At 41.7% G+C, this 14,818-nt stretch carries 15 protein-coding genes; 1 reads left to right on the top strand and 14 read right to left on the bottom strand.

What is annotated here, in order from left to right; all coding sequences use genetic code 11:
• Window positions 1–46: 46 nt before the first annotated feature.
• From Q5O24_09890 to Q5O24_09915, 6 genes are all read right to left on the bottom strand, one after another.
• On the bottom strand, window positions 47–406 hold the full coding sequence (locus Q5O24_09890) for a P-II family nitrogen regulator (GenBank protein ID WKY46688.1): 360 nt from the start codon (window positions 404–406) through the stop codon (window positions 47–49).
• Between the two features lie 152 nt (window positions 407–558).
• Window positions 559–1,686, bottom strand: a complete 1,128-nt coding sequence (locus Q5O24_09895; protein WKY46689.1) for an FAD-binding oxidoreductase — start codon at window positions 1,684–1,686, stop codon at window positions 559–561.
• Complete coding sequence (locus Q5O24_09900) at window positions 1,686–2,015, bottom strand: (2Fe-2S)-binding protein (protein WKY46690.1); 330 nt, start codon at window positions 2,013–2,015, stop codon at window positions 1,686–1,688. The genes Q5O24_09895 and Q5O24_09900 overlap by 1 nt, the downstream gene beginning before the upstream one ends.
• A gap of 15 nt (window positions 2,016–2,030) precedes the next feature.
• Window positions 2,031–3,608 carry an FAD-dependent oxidoreductase gene (locus Q5O24_09905; GenBank protein WKY46691.1) on the bottom strand — a complete coding sequence of 526 codons (1,578 nt, stop codon included), beginning with the start codon at window positions 3,606–3,608 and terminating at the stop codon, window positions 2,031–2,033.
• A complete protein-coding gene (locus Q5O24_09910; protein WKY46692.1) occupies window positions 3,605–3,928 on the bottom strand; it encodes a (2Fe-2S)-binding protein in 324 nt (107 codons plus the stop codon). The genes Q5O24_09905 and Q5O24_09910 overlap by 4 nt, the downstream gene beginning before the upstream one ends.
• Before the next feature lie 11 nt (window positions 3,929–3,939).
• Window positions 3,940–4,329: a Rid family hydrolase gene (locus Q5O24_09915; protein ID WKY46693.1), complete on the bottom strand. Its 390-nt coding sequence runs from the start codon at window positions 4,327–4,329 to the stop codon at window positions 3,940–3,942.
• Window positions 4,330–4,622: 293 nt separating this feature from the next.
• Between Q5O24_09915 and Q5O24_09920 the strand changes: the two genes are divergently transcribed.
• Window positions 4,623–5,534: a LysR family transcriptional regulator gene (locus Q5O24_09920; GenBank protein ID WKY46694.1), complete on the top strand. Its 912-nt coding sequence runs from the start codon at window positions 4,623–4,625 to the stop codon at window positions 5,532–5,534.
• 227 nt (window positions 5,535–5,761) lie between these two features.
• On the opposite strand, the gene Q5O24_09925 is transcribed toward Q5O24_09920, so the two are convergent.
• The 8 genes from Q5O24_09925 to mnmA all read right to left on the bottom strand — a co-directional run bounded on the left by Q5O24_09925 (window position 5,762) and on the right by mnmA (window position 14,817).
• Window positions 5,762–6,184, bottom strand: a complete 423-nt coding sequence (locus Q5O24_09925; protein WKY49245.1) for a hypothetical protein — start codon at window positions 6,182–6,184, stop codon at window positions 5,762–5,764.
• On the bottom strand, window positions 6,181–7,704 hold the full coding sequence (locus tag Q5O24_09930; GenBank protein ID WKY46695.1) for a DNA methylase: 1,524 nt from the start codon (window positions 7,702–7,704) through the stop codon (window positions 6,181–6,183). The genes Q5O24_09925 and Q5O24_09930 overlap by 4 nt, the downstream gene beginning before the upstream one ends.
• 374 nt (window positions 7,705–8,078) lie before the next feature.
• Window positions 8,079–8,993: an IS3 family transposase gene (locus tag Q5O24_09935; GenBank protein ID WKY49246.1), complete on the bottom strand. Its 915-nt coding sequence runs from the start codon at window positions 8,991–8,993 to the stop codon at window positions 8,079–8,081.
• Window positions 8,990–9,274: a transposase gene (locus Q5O24_09940; protein ID WKY46696.1), complete on the bottom strand. Its 285-nt coding sequence runs from the start codon at window positions 9,272–9,274 to the stop codon at window positions 8,990–8,992. The genes Q5O24_09935 and Q5O24_09940 overlap by 4 nt, the downstream gene beginning before the upstream one ends.
• A gap of 74 nt (window positions 9,275–9,348) precedes the next feature.
• A complete protein-coding gene (locus tag Q5O24_09945) occupies window positions 9,349–10,011 on the bottom strand; it encodes a TnsA endonuclease N-terminal domain-containing protein (GenBank protein WKY46697.1) in 663 nt (220 codons plus the stop codon).
• A gap of 184 nt (window positions 10,012–10,195) precedes the next feature.
• Entirely contained in the window at window positions 10,196–12,019 is a 1,824-nt protein-coding gene (glmS, locus tag Q5O24_09950; protein WKY46698.1) for a glutamine--fructose-6-phosphate transaminase (isomerizing), read from the bottom strand.
• A gap of 243 nt (window positions 12,020–12,262) precedes the next feature.
• Complete coding sequence (glmM, locus tag Q5O24_09955) at window positions 12,263–13,597, bottom strand: phosphoglucosamine mutase (GenBank protein ID WKY46699.1); 1,335 nt, start codon at window positions 13,595–13,597, stop codon at window positions 12,263–12,265.
• Window positions 13,598–13,746: 149 nt separating this feature from the next.
• Complete coding sequence (mnmA, locus tag Q5O24_09960) at window positions 13,747–14,817, bottom strand: tRNA 2-thiouridine(34) synthase MnmA (protein ID WKY46700.1); 1,071 nt, start codon at window positions 14,815–14,817, stop codon at window positions 13,747–13,749.
• Window position 14,818: the final 1 nt, after the last annotated feature.

Genomic DNA, 14,818 nt, shown 5'->3' on the forward strand with positions numbered 1-14,818 from the left:
CTTTTCTTCAATTCATTTTTTCATGTTTTAACACAAGTTTTACTTTTTATAAATCCCCTTCGATGAGCGCTTCTTCTCCCTCTTCACCTGTTCTTACCCGAACCGCATTAGTCACCGGTGAGATGAAAATTTTACCGTCGCCAATATGCCCAGTATAAAGCTCCTTTTTGACAAATTCCATGAAATGATCCACTTCTTTTGTCGGCAGAACTACCATTACCATCTGTTTGGGTAAAAGGCTGGGGCATGATTTTTTGTCAACTTCATATTCCTGAGTTCCCAGTTGGACGCCACATCCCATTACCTGCATAACCGTCATTCCAGTTATTCCAAACTGCCCGAAAGCTTCCTGCAGAGCCGTTACTTTTGCCATACTTGTAATAATTTCCACCTTTGATAATTCCATCATTTTTCTCCTTATATTTTATTTTTATCTTTATATTTTATTTTTATCTTTAAACGACGCAAAGCGCCGCCGGAACAAACCGGTCAGACGCCTTTGTCTTGTTAATCATCATTTTATTCTTCTCCACGGACATCCTTGTCCTTTTCAGCAGATCATATTTTTGCTTTAAACCGGTCATACCTGAAGTCATCCATTGCAACCGTAGTCTCGTCACCATTTATCATTTGCGCGATATTATAAGCCGCACCTGGCGCAATTCCAAATCCATGACCTGAGAATCCACATGCCACATAAAGGCCCGGAACTTCATCAATTTCTGAAATGACCGGAATCTTATCCGCACATTCATCAATATATCCTGCCCAGCTTCTGACAATCTTGGTGTTGGCCAGAGCCGGAAAATATCCCATAACGGCCCGACAAGTACAGGAAGCACCAATACTGGAAAGCATCCGGTTGTCATTATCCCGATTATAGGCTTCCAGCCCGGTCGATCCGCCAAAGACGAAAGAACCATGGGTTGACTGATGGCCATAGAAGTCTGCTTCAGCAGTACCTAACATCTGCTCGAACATATAGGGTTCGGCTTCCGTTACAAGACATTCCATTTTGATTGGATGCATGGGAATGTCTATTCCCACATCAGCCGTTATCTTGCGGCTTGCTGCACCAGCAGCAATCAGTACCTTATTTGCCTCATAAACATCTCCCTCGGTTATCACTTTCTGAAGCCGACCCTTCATCTTTGTCAAGCCGATAACCTGCTCACCGGTGATAAAACGGACCCCAAGCTCTCTGGCTTTCTTGTAATAGCCTAGGGTTGCTGTTAAGGGGTTTGCATGTCCATCGGTAGGGCACCAGGAGGCACCGACTACTTCATTTGATAAATGGGGATTAATTGACCTTACTTCTCCACCATCGATCATTTTAACATCCAGTCCACAAGCAACAGCTCGTTCGGTCAATCCCTGCAGTATTTTTAGATGCTGTTCAGTTTTTCCCAGTCGCAGGTTACCCTTCTGGGTATATTCAACCTCCACGCCCAGTTCTTCTGAAAGTCCTGGCCAAAGGTTTTTAATTCCCCACATGACCATCGGCAGTTCCCGGGGATCACGTCCTGACTGGCGTACACCTCCACCATTTCTCGAAGAACCACCGTTACCAATATGGTCAGCAGCTTCAAGAACGATGACGGAAACTCCTTTTTTAGCCAGATAATAAGCTGTTCCACAACCAATAATCCCAGCTCCGACAATAATCACATCAGCTGTATTCTTCATCAACGACTCCGTCCTTTCTCATTGCCTAAAACATTCATTTCTGTGGGTCTGATAGGAGCTCGACTGGTACCCGGTGCCACCATACCCGGTGATATCTGAAGTTCTTCGGCAACAATTCTTTTAACCAGTTTCTGACAGGTCTGTCCCTGGCACAAGCCCATTCCGGCTCGCAAATATCTTTTGATTTCAGTAAGTGTATACATTCCGTCATGAACAGCTCTTCTGATTTCACCTTTGGTAATTTCCTCACAACGGCAAATCAGCATATCATCATCAGGCTCTGCGGTGAATGCTTTGAGCTCGACTGAGCGATCTTTTATTTTTTTCATATCCGACTCCTCTTCTTAAATAGCCTTGAAAAACCGGGCATTCATGGAATATTCAAGTGGTACTTTAATAGTCAACAGATTGGTATGGTCATAAGCCGCCAAACTTTTGATAGCAACGACCTCAGCTTCACAGCAGCTTTCTCCACTTCTTGTCAGCGCGATGCCCTTGTGACCTTTTTGGGGCAAAGGTAAGAACTCATAGGGAAGAGTTACTTCCGCAAAACCTTCTTCAGCATTTTCTGAAACCAGAAAGATCGCCTGTCCGGAACAGGCAGCCACACAAAGGCCACAGCCCGAACACTTGGATTCATCGTTAACAACCGGTAAAGCAGTGATGTTCTCCCCAATTTTAATACAGTTTCTAGAGCAGGCATCCTGACAGGGATTGCACGGGATATTCTGTGTACACTCCATCACCGGATGAATAGCCGCACCATTGCTCACACCAGGATAACGACCAATTTCTTCATCTGAAATATAACCGTTTTGCAGCAGTGAAGAAGAAACAAAATGTCCCTCATCCGTCTTTTCAATTATTTTGCCCCGGTTCTCCGGTGCAAACATCCCCTGTCTTAGCGATTCAAGATCTTTTTTCCGGCGTTTCAATTCAGTATCTTTCTCTTCTAAACCTATAAAACCAAGGCGACTGGCTACACATATACCAGCCATGCTCCCTTCGATCATCGCCGAACTTGCTTCTTCAATACCGGATACATCCCCTGCAGCAAAAACTCCTTTAATGGATGTTTCCCCGTCCTGATCAATCACTGGCACTTCTCCGCCTTTTGAAGGATCATCAATCATTTCACAACCAGCCATTTTTAACAGTTGGGACATTGGCGATAGTCCCACTGCAATACAGATGGTATCACAATCAAATTTCTTTTCGCTTCCAGCAATTGGTTTAAATGAGGCGTCCACTTGTGTGATGATTACCTCCTCAACCTGCTCTTCACCTTTTGCCTGTTTAATGACATGGGAAAGATAAAAGGGAACACCGCACCTGGCTAGCTTCGCAGCATGTACTCCGTAGCCGCCAATCTTAGGCGCCGCATCCACTATTGCTACAACTTGGCACCCTGCCTGCATCAACTGAAAACTGACAACCAGCCCAACATTTCCGCTGCCCAGCATTACAACCTTTTGTCCCGGTTTAATCCCGTGTAGGTTCATCATCGTCTGAGCCGCTCCGGCCCCGATAACACCGGGAAGGGTCCATCCTTTAAAAGTAGCCATGTTTTCAGAAGCACCGGTCGCCATCACGATGGCATCTCCCTTGAAATAATCAACTTCTTCGCCAAAACGGACAGCAATTTCCTTATCCTGATAAAGACCAATTACAGTTGCTCCCAACATGACCTCAACACCCAACTCATGTGCTTCAGCCAGGAGTTCACTACCTATCTGAATCCCTCTTATTTTAGCCCGATGCTCTTTTGAACCGAAAAATTTATGGATCTGTTTAAACAGTTGGCCACCCGGCTTTTCATTCTCATCAAAAACGATAACCGAAAGTCCGCGACGGGCTGCTTCAATCGCTGCTGACAGACCCGCCGGTCCGGCACCGACTACAATTAGATCTGCCCGTTTCATGATGCACTCTCCTCTTTCGCCACCACGCCGTCCTGTGTCGCTACTGTCATACCTGCTACCAGTGGTGTAATGCAGGTTCTTACGTTTGGTTTGCCATCTACCACCATGACACAATCGGTGCATCGACCGATAGCACAAAATATTCCCCGAGGTTCATGTTCTTTTTTTGTAAAACGGTGAACCATCACCCCAGCAGCTTTTAAGGCAACCGCAACTGGTTCACCAGCGTATCCCGATAAAGTCTGACCATCAAAGGTAAAATTAACTAATTCGCCTTTTTGTGTTTCTCCCAGTATTGGATGTTTTTCGATTCGTTCCATAGTAGTCCCTCCTATTGATCTATAATTGCCATCATTTCAATTTCACAAAGCTGTGATGGCCGATTTAGTTCGTTGATACCAAACGCCGTAAACAATGGTCGTATATCATAAAAGATTTCAGTGTATGCTCTTCCTACTTCTGCAGCATCCTTCATGTTAGTCAGATAGGCATCGATTTTCACCACATCAGCTGCCGTTGCACCAGCCTCCTTTAGGAGCTTAACCTGTTTTTCAAAAATGTATCTGGCCTGTTGGTAGGGACTATCCTCGCCATAGACACTGCCATCCAATTGCACTGCAGTCGTTCCACCAATCATAATTGTATTGCCTACTTTAACCATTCTTGAATATCCCACCACATCTTCCAGTGGTGCGCCTGATGAAAAATTGATTCTGCTCATAAACCTGCTCCTTTTATATTTCCATTACATTTAAATGACCTATAAAAAACAATTTTTGGATTTTCTCGTATTTACAAAACGTCACTTATCTTTGAAAAATTGTTCTGTATGCTTCTATTATTTATACTATGTCTAAAAAAGAAAACAAGGGCGCCTGAGAATAATCTCGGCGCCCTTGCCTTTTCTTAACTTGACACTATGATAAAGCAATTTCGTAAAATTGTAAAACAGAAAGATAGTTGTTGACATCAACCAAATGGTTGAATATAATAATTCAAAAAAGGATGCGAAAAATGATAAATCAAAGACATCTGGAATATTTTCTTAAAGTCTATCAATATAAAAGTATCAGTAAAGCTGCTGAAGCCCTTCATATTTCCCCTCAGGGTATCAGTAAAACCATTCTGTCTCTGGAGGAAGAAGTGGGTGAAGTCCTATTTGATCGCAAAGGCAAATCATTGACTCCCACTCCAGCCGCAACAGTGTTAAAACACCATGCCCAAAAGATCCTGGACGAATATGAGCTAATTCAATCCCGCCAATTTTTGTCCCCCAGTCGAAAAATCCCCTTGAAAATTTTGACTTCATGTGACGTTCTAAGCTATCTAACCGTCGCATTTATAGAAGATTTTCAGAAAGCCCACCCGGATATTCTTCCGATCTTCAACGAAACCACCGACAAAATCGCTCAGCAGATCCTGCAGGACGAAGAGGTTGAAATCGCCATTTTACCTGGTCCCCTGGATCCAGAAATTTTTTCAACTGAATACATTTTTTCCTGTCATTATTGTTTTGTCATAAATACCTCGCATTATCTCTCGCAAAAAAGCAGTATCAGGCTGGAAGACCTGCATAAAGAGCCCCTGGCCATCAGAGGTCGTGAATATTCACTTTATGGCATCCATCAGAATCTTTTGTCTGAAAGGGGGATTGTTCCGATTCAAACCATCGAAGCCTCCAATTATTCAATTATCCACCATATGGCTGAAGCTAATTTATGTATCGGTTCATCGCTTGATTACATTGCCTTTTCTGACCCCCGCCCCAATACAGTGATTTTACCTTTCGACGGTGAAACAATGATGAAAACCTTCTATGTCGTGCAAAAAAACAAAAAAACGCCTGGAGCTGAAGCTCAAAAATTCAGACGTTTTTTGCTTGACTGGTTGAACGAACACAAGGACCAGCTCTTTCGTTGGCCTTAAATAATAATGTATTCGTAATATGTTTGCATTAATTATCGATATTCAGTCGTACGGTCATTTTTCTCCTTCTCACATTCCGTTGTTCTTTAGTTGTATTAATTTTTACATATGTCACATAAAAAACTTACATCGACTTTGACTTTTCATTGATGAAATATGAGTAAATGTTTGTCTGCCTATATGAAGTCAGATTTTCTCAATCTAGCCAGACCTGCAAGGCCTATAAGTCAGTCCAGTCCCGCAAACAAGGCCCCATTTATTTCAAAGATATTCACTGTGGGAATTTGGGTTTTGTCCAGCATCACAACTAGATGGTCGTAAACATCAATTTTTTTGACCGCACCTGTAACGGTGATATACTTGCCACCATCCTTCATTTCGTCCGGCTGAAAGTAGGTGATGGAGACTTTGGGCTGGCTGGCAATCTGTTCGGCCAGCAGATTTAACCTCTGCTCGATATCTACTTTTGCATCTTCAGTCAACTCCTTGCGTTCCTGAGTGAGCCGTTCTGTTTCCACGATAGCAGCCCCATGTCTGGTAAGTGCTGCAAAGGGCGAAAACTGCGCCGCCCGATCGGTAATTGGCATTTGCGACCGTGTAGCTGAAACGTGATGAGGCAGGTGGATAATGTCATCATATGAACTCATTATGCTTTATGTCCTCCGATCTGAGCATTTCGCTCCCTTGTTGTTGCCCCTTCTTCCAGATTCATTCCCTTGAGGATTGCGTTCTTGCCAAATTTTTTCTTAATCTTGAGGATAGACTTTTGCATTTCTTTCTCTCTTTTAAGCTCTGTTTCTTCCGCTGCCTGCTGCTTTTCCAGGGCTTCATAATCAGTAAAAAGATTGAGTTGTTCGTCTGAAGCAGCTTTGGGTACAGATACTTCGGAGATCACATGGTTTGCGCTTATGTTCACCCGACGTACCAGAAGTTGAGCATCTATAATACGGTCGAAGAGCACGGTAACCGCATCAATTATGTGCTTAGTCGAAGCCGTATGCCTGCCGAGATTCTCAGTTCCGTGCGCATGTTTAGGCAATTGTCGGCCATAGTGGTCTGTAGTGACTTGACCCTTATAAGATCGCCTGAGCTCCGGGTCCTGCAAATTTTGGATGTCATAACCAACCGTTAGCACCAATTGATCCGTTACCATTTGTTTGTCGACCAAATTTAAGGCTAATAGGTCGGCCATCTCCCGTACGATGAGCCTGGCTTTATCGACAGGATAAGGGGACTGTAAGACCTGGCCGGAGCTAATACAGTTAGTGGTTGGTTTATATGCTTTAACATCCGCGATCGTACAGGGTTCCCAGCCCCAGGCATGGTCGATAAGTAGCTCCGCATTTACTCCAAATAGCTTGTAGAGCAGGTCTTCATTATAAAAATCCCTTTCTTTTCCAAGGGAGCATCTGGCCACATCTCCCATTGTAAAGAGTCCATAAGCCTCAAGCTTTTTGGCAGTGGCCTTGCCTACTCGCCAGAAATCAGTTAGGGGTCGATGGCCCCACAAGGAACGACGATAACTCATCTCGGTAAGCTCTGCAATCCGTACAGCGTTTTTGTCAGGTTTGACATGCTTGGCGCCAATGTCCATTGCTATCTTGGCGAGATATAAATTTGTACCGATGCCCGCTGCCGCTGTGATTCCCGTGGTTTTTAGTACATCTAAAATGATTTTCATGGTCAGTTCACGGGCTGTTAGTTTGTAGGTGCTCAGATAATTTGTCACATCCATGAAAACCTCATCGATGGAATACACATGCATATCTTCAGGCGCGATGTATTTGAGATAAACACTATAAATTCGTGTGCTATAATCAACATAAAGCTCCATGCGTGGCGGAGCAACAATGTAATTCAGTTCCAGTTCCGATGATGATTTAAGTTGAGCGTTATTAAAAGAGGCGCCAGTAAAAATGTGATTTGGTGCTTTTCGCTTGCGTTTGACATTCGCTTCTTTCACTTTCTGCACCACCTCAAACAATCTTGCACGCCCAGAAATACCGTAGCTTTTCAGGCTTGGCGAAACCGCCAGGCAAATGGTTTTCTCTGTTCGCGCAGTATCGGCCACCACCAGGTTTGTGGTTAGAGGATCGAGCTGACGTTCGATACACTCCACAGAAGCGTAAAAACTTTTCAGATCGATGGCAATATATGTTCTGTTTTTCACTTCTACACCCCTCTTATACTTGTTTTAGGTTACATATTATACCATATTTTGCTTCTATATTATAGCGCTGAGAGTGATGCATTCGTTCCGCTTCTTGATGCTAGCACCGCAGGAGCAAATTTGATTTCTATTTTGAATGGCGAATAGAAAAGCAATTGATAGAGCCCGGTCTTTTAAATACAAAAAATTACCACTCTTTTCAAGCGGTAATTTTTTGTATAACTCTATTTAGTTTCTCAACCTTAATTCATTTTAACAACATTTGTTAAGATGTATTAAAGTCGGGAAATTTTGTATCTCTCAAATAATAATTTAATATAGATGGTCTTCTGTCAAGATTTAGTACAAATTAAAATGAGAAGTTTATCCTCATCTTAACCAGCTAATTGCAAATCTGATTTGTTCAATTTTGCAAATAGTTTTTCAAAATCATCGGGCGACATAAAATCGCAATGACTGTGAATCCGTTTTGTGCTATAAAAGGATTCAATATATTCAAATACAAGCCGATAGGCATGCTTGAAATCGCAGATTTTAAAGCGCTTTATCCATTCCCGTTTAAGCAGGGAATGAAAAGATTCAATACATGCATTGTCCCACGGAAATGCTTTTTTAGAGTAGCTTCGCTGCATTTTAGCAGTTGCCTTTCGGTACTCTTTCGAAACAAATTGACTGCCGCGATCTGAATGGATAATCAGTGGCAGTTCAGTATAACGCCGTGCTTTTGCTTTATTAATCGTATCGATAACACAAGATACTTCCATCGTTTTTGAAAGCGTCCAAGGGATGATTTTTCGGGAGTAAAGATCCATAATACTTGTCAGATAGACAAAACCATTGGTTGTCCAAATATAGGTGATGTCGCTGCACCATACGGCATTTGGGCGTTCAGGATTGAAGCGTTCATCAAGGATATTCTGAAGTTCATGACTGAAATCTGAATCTCTGGTTGTCGTTGTCCATGGTTTGATCCATTGAGCTCTGATGCCCATTTCTTTCATATATTTACCGACAGTTCGTTCTGAAATGGTTTCACCGCCCTTTTGCAGCTCTATCCTGATTTTAGGCGCACCATAATTCTGATGGGAGTCATGATAGATTTCTTTGATTTTACTTTTTACGGCTTCCTTACGTTTCTGTAAATCAGAAGGCACATGGGTAAGCCAGGCCCGGTATCCGGACCGGGAAACGCCTAAAATTTTCAGCACTCCGGAGACAGAAACTCGGCGGTCTTCCTGATGGGTAATTTCTGCCTTTTCAGAAACCTCCAGATAGATGGCTTCTGTTATTCTCCCAGAATGCCGATGGCTTTTTTTAATACATCAAGCGCATCCTGGGTATCACGTAATTCACGCTTTAATCGGGCAATTTCTTTTTCTTCATCAGAAGCATAATTACCAGATCCCCGACATTCAATGTCGCCAGTATCTTTCAGCTCTTTCTTCCATCTGGAAAGCGTCTGCTGACTGATACAAAGATTCGATGCACATCCCTGCAATCCAAGATCCTTGTGATCCTGATAGTATTGAACTGCATCGAGCTTAAACTGTTTTTCAAAGTGTTTTGCCATAATGAGATCCTCCGTTTACTGATAGTTTATTTTATCATGTTTTTCTATTTTGGACTTTCTCATTTTGACTTGTACTATTTATATTCTAACAGCAATTCGTTTAACATCCTGTTAATATAATCCGTTAAAAAGTCCTCCATTTCAATTTCTGGGCACGCTTTAAAATCATCTAAATTTGTTAACTCTTTATACGAATGAACAAAACCAATATTTTGTGCTGTTGTTTTATTAATTTCTTCCTCTGTAACAATTCCCCAATCAATCTGGTGCCGATCCCAATAAACACGTTCTATTTCGAACTTTTCCAATATTCTCTCATTTGATAATTCTTTCTTCATTTTTACTGTTCTCGCATGATCTTTAATACTTCCATCATTTTTCTTTGTAACAACAAAATCTGTTGACATAACAATTGGTTCATTGGTATGTGGATTACGAGGATGTATAATACCTAATTCATCTGCGATTAATAATGTATCCTCAAGCGGTAGAAGCGGATATTGTTCTCGTATATCTATTACGTAGTCAGAAAATTCCAACAAGTAAAAATAATTTTTTTCCAAATCAGATAAAAATTCATATTGTCTAGGTATTTTTATCCCTTTTAAACGGGTTGATCTACCTAAAGAAGAAACATCTTGAATAACAAGCCAAGGTTTATAATCTATCCCCGCACCAATTCCTCTGCCGTCCTTTAACTTTTTATCTATAGAATTTTTTCTACTTCGTTTCGCCAATATTTTTCCTCCAGAAAGTTTATTATCTAACATGCATATGTGATTAAAGTTAAAAAAATACCGTTTAGTTATATAATTCACTAAACGGTTTCTTTTATCAAACTTTGTTTTTGATTATCAAACTTTGTTTAAAATTATCAATCTTTGTTTTAAAACTACAACATTCTGCCGGATTCAAAATATACTACTCCACCGTTACACTTTTTGCCAGATTCTTCGGCTTATCCACGTCACAGTCTCTAGCCACAGCCAGATAGTATGCCATTAACTGCAAATATACAATTGTTGGGATTGGTGTCATCACATCATCCATATCTGGAATTGTCCAGACTGCATCCACTTCCGATTCGATACTTTTATTTTTCTCCTGAACTACCGCTAAAACATAAGCACCCCGGGCCTTGACTTCTTTGATATTGCTGAGCATTTTTTCAAAAACGTTTTTCTGGGTACAGACCGCAATAATTAAGGTCCCTTCTTCAATCAGTGCAATCGGACCATGCTTTAATTCACCAGCGGCATAGGCTTCCGAGTGAATATAAGAAATCTCTTTTAATTTAAGTGAGCCTTCCAGACAGGTATAATAATCCAAACCACGTCCAATGAAAAAGACATCTTCAGTATTTTTCTTTTCATTGGCAAAGGCTTCAATCACCTCTTTATAAGAAAAAGCGGCTTCAATCTGGTTGGCCGTTTCAGAAAGATTGTCACAAAATTCTGACAGGCAATCCTCGGCCTGCTGACCATTCATTTTACCCAGATAAACAGCCAGCATCAGCATACATGCAACCTGGGTAACATAAGCTTTGGTGGAAGCCACTGCTATTTCCGGTCCTGCATTAGTATAAATAACGTCGTCTGCTTCCCTGGAAATAGAAGATCCCACCACATTTGTGATGGCTAAAATATGAGCATTATGTTGTTTGGCCAGACGGATAGCTGCTAGAGTATCTGCTGTTTCTCCGGACTGACTGATAACAATTAAAAGCGTATTTTCATCAATAATCGGATTTTTATAACGGTATTCTGAAGCCACCTCGGCCTCAACGGTAATACGGGCCAGCTTTTCAAAATAGTATTTACCGACCATGCCGGCATGAAAAGCCGTTCCGCAAGCGACTATCTGGATCCGATTAATTCCTTTCATAACTTTCTCACCCAGGTTGATCCCATCAAAGACCACTTCCTGTTTTGTACAACGACCGGTTAAAACATCTTTAATTGCTTTGGGTTGCTCCATAATCTCTTTCATCATAAAATGATCATAGCCGCCTTTTTCCGCATCTCCAGCATCCCAATCAACGTTAAAGATTTCTTTTTCGACTGGATTCCCAGCTTCATCAAAAATTTCTACCTGTTCTTTTGAAAGTACTGCCATTTCCCCGTTATCTAGCAGGTAAATTTTTCGGGTGTAGGAAAGCACTGCCGGAATATCTGAAGCAATAAAATTCTCACCTTGTCCCAGACCAACAATTAGGGGACTGTCTTTACGGGCAGCTACCAGACGATCAGGTTCATCTTCCGAAAGAATCCCCAAGGCATAAGATCCATCCATCTCCTTAATTGCCAAGCGCAAAGTTTCTGCCAGGTCGCCAGTATAAAGTTCTGCCATTAAATGGGCAACTACCTCAGTATCAGTGTCAGACAAAAAGTGATGTCCCTTAGCCTTTAACATCTCCCGCAGCTCGCGATAATTCTCAATAATCCCGTTGTGAACTACAGCAATCTTTTGATTACTGGAAAAATGCGGATGGGCATTTTTATCACTAGGTTCCCCGTGGGTAGCCCAACGGGTATGTCCTATCCCCAGATTTCCTTTTAAGGGCGCTAATTCGAGCATTTCTGATAGATTGGCAAGTCGCCCTGCTTTTTTTTTAATTTTTAAGCCGTCCCTTTCACTAACTGCAATACCTGCTGAATCATACCCCCGGTATTCCAGTCTAGACAGACCGTATAAAAGTACTTCCTGAGCCTGTTTGTCTCCGATATAACCTACAATTCCACACATACGCTTCTCCTTACGTTTTCTATATGATGCCTTTGTCCCAAAAATCACTTTTTGGTTTTGCACATCACACCTCCAGGGCATCCGCCGAATTTTCGATACTCCCTGACCTCGTCAACTCAATCTGTGTGGACCTCACATGAGTTCTGGCGCTTAAAAACCGGTCCAAAATCATTCGATAAATTTTAACACAAACCCGGCCAAAACTCAAAATTTTTCGAAAAAAAAACGTTGCTTTAAGCAACGTTAATTTAAACGCGATTCAATTAAAGCTGCCAAATCACTGGCAATCTGATTAAGCTCTGCCTGGTTTTCTCCTTCAATCATCACCCGTACCAGCGGTTCAGTACCAGAAGGTCTAATTAGAACCCGTCCTTTACCATGAAAATGCTCTTCCACAACCTTAATTTCCTGCTGAATAACTGCATCGGTCAGATAATCTTTTTTTCGACTACTTGGGACCCGGGCATTAACCAGAACCTGAGGAAAAACCGTCATCATCTGTCCCAGCTCTTTCATATCGCGAACTTCATTTTTTAGGATCTCTAACAGTACTAATGCTGTCAGCATTCCATCACCAGTTGTATTATAATCCAGTAAGATTAAATGTCCTGATTGTTCGCCGCCCAAATTGTAATCATCAGCCTGCATTCGTTCCAGTACATAACGATCCCCCACATCAGTTTTAACAGTTTTGAGCCCCTGTTTTTCAAAAGCCAGATCAAGTCCGATATTACTCATTACAGTAACAACCGCAGTATCCTGTTTAAGACGATTATCGCGTTTTAATTGGCCGGCAATCAGGTTAAGGATCTGATCACCATCAATATTATTGCCATCATTATCAACCGCCAGACAACGGTCAGCATCACCATCCAGAGCAATACCAATATCAGCACCTGTTTCCAGCACCATTTTTGTCAGCGCTTCAAGGTGGGTGGAACCACAATTATGATTTATATTCTGACCATCGGGCTGATCACCTAAAGTAACCACTTCTGCCCCCAAAGAACGAAAAAATTCCGGACCTATTTGGGATGCTGCACCATTTGCACAATCCAAAACCAACTTTAATCCTGTTAATTCCCCACTGTTTGCTTTTTTTAGATGATTGACATAGATTTGTTCTGGATTTTCATACGACACCTGTCTGCCAGTTTCTTTTTTCTCCATCTGAATGTTCTCGAGAACCAGTCTCTCAATTTCATCCTCTACTTCGTCAGCAAGCTTATAACCAAATTGATTAAAGAACTTAATTCCATTGTATTTGGCCGGATTATGCGAAGCTGAGATAACAATACCCGCATCGGCACCGAGTTCTCTGGTTAAGACTGCCACAGCCGGTGTTGGCATCACTCCCACAGAGATAGCCTCTCCGCCAACTGCAATAATGCCTTCAATCAGCGCGTTTTCAAGTAATGGTCCCGATGAACGCGTATCCATTCCAATCACAATTCTTGGCTGATGAGCATTGTTTCCGAGCACTTTGGCGCCGGCTTGTCCCAACTTATTCGCCAGTTCCAATGTCAGTTCTTCTTCAAAAACACCCCGAACCCCATCTGTTCCAAATAATTTTCCCATTCTAACTCCTTAGTCTAATACAACATAATTCACTTATGTCAGCAGCTTCTTAAATATTTTTAAATTATACAGCACTATTCTCTTTTAGACAGAATAACCCCAACCTAACCCAACTTATTAAAAGGGTAATTCCAATCTAAACAAATTACCTAATCATCAATAATCATCCCACCACCAAGCAATCTCTGTCCCTGGTAAAAAACCAGTGCCTGACCAGTTGCCGGTGCTCTAACAGGGGTCTCACCAATGACTTGAAAGCTTTCCTGTTTTACTGACATTATTTCATCTTCGAAACTTATCTTGCCCTGATAAGTTTCTCCCTTGCAACAAACCACAAAGGACAAATCTTCCAGTTTTTCTAATTGAGCCAGTGAAATTTCGTTTAACGACAAGTTTTTTATCGAGATTTTATACTTCAATAAATCCTGCTCGCCACCCAAAATAACCCGATTATTTTCTGTATCCACCGAAAACACAAAATAATCTTTATGCTGATTACCTAATGAAAGCCTGACACTTTGGCCACGCGTATAGCCTAAAGCCCCTCGATGCGCTCCTAATCGATTCCCTATTCGATCAAGAAATGCCCCTTTTTTTACCGGACCAGGGCCAAGACATCGTTCCTTTAAAAATCTGTTATGATTATTGTCAGGAATAAAACAGATACCCTGACTCTCATCACCATCAGCAATTTGCGGGAAAAGTGCTTTTATTTCTTGTCTTACAGCCCATTTATTTTCAAAATCTTCCAATGGCAGCAAGAGTTTTTTTAGTTCTGCCTGGGATAAATGATATAAAAAATAACTCTGATCCTTCGATAGGTCCAGACTTTTTAGCAGATGGGTTACTCTCCCATCTCGTATAAGTCGGGCATAGTGGCCTGTGGCGATATATTCGCAGTTAAGCTTTTTAGCCCACTTAAAAAGCAGAGGAAATTTCATCTTCTGATTGCAGATTAGACAAGGGTTCGGTGTTTCATTATTTTTATATCCCGCAATAAAAGGTGTTATGACTTCTTCTTCAAAACTTTCGTAGCAGTCAATATAGTAATGCTCAATTCCCAATATTTTGGCAATACTTGCCGCTTTATCACCTATTTCCGGATTACCAAGAAAATCAAAGGTAATACCAATCACACGATAACCTTGTCTCATGAGTCTTAGTGCACAACAGGTGGAATCAATTCCACCGCTCATTCCCAATAGAACGCTTTTTTTCACA

The sequence above is a fragment of the Eubacteriaceae bacterium ES3 genome (assembly GCA_030586155.1).
Classification (GTDB): Bacteria; Bacillota; Clostridia; order Eubacteriales; family Eubacteriaceae; genus Acetobacterium.

What these genes read in the sequence shown, in the direction of transcription:
- Q5O24_09915 (WKY46693.1), bottom strand. Translation starts at nt 4,329, where the DNA reads ATGAGCAGAATCAATTTTTCATCAGGCGCACCACTGGAAGATGTGGTG.
- Q5O24_09905 (WKY46691.1), bottom strand. Translation starts at nt 3,608, where the DNA reads ATGAAACGGGCAGATCTAATTGTAGTCGGTGCCGGACCGGCGGGTCTG.
- glmM (WKY46699.1), bottom strand. Translation starts at nt 13,597, where the DNA reads ATGGGAAAATTATTTGGAACAGATGGGGTTCGGGGTGTTTTTGAAGAA.
- Q5O24_09890 (WKY46688.1), bottom strand. Translation starts at nt 406, where the DNA reads ATGGAATTATCAAAGGTGGAAATTATTACAAGTATGGCAAAAGTAACG.
- Q5O24_09940 (WKY46696.1), bottom strand. Translation starts at nt 9,274, where the DNA reads ATGGCAAAACACTTTGAAAAACAGTTTAAGCTCGATGCAGTTCAATAC.
- Q5O24_09895 (WKY46689.1), bottom strand. Translation starts at nt 1,686, where the DNA reads ATGAAGAATACAGCTGATGTGATTATTGTCGGAGCTGGGATTATTGGT.
- Q5O24_09920 (WKY46694.1), top strand. Translation starts at nt 4,623, where the DNA reads ATGATAAATCAAAGACATCTGGAATATTTTCTTAAAGTCTATCAATAT.
- glmS (WKY46698.1), bottom strand. Translation starts at nt 12,019, where the DNA reads ATGTGTGGAATTGTAGGTTATATCGGAGACAAACAGGCTCAGGAAGTA.
- Q5O24_09900 (WKY46690.1), bottom strand. Translation starts at nt 2,015, where the DNA reads ATGAAAAAAATAAAAGATCGCTCAGTCGAGCTCAAAGCATTCACCGCA.
- Q5O24_09910 (WKY46692.1), bottom strand. Translation starts at nt 3,928, where the DNA reads ATGGAACGAATCGAAAAACATCCAATACTGGGAGAAACACAAAAAGGC.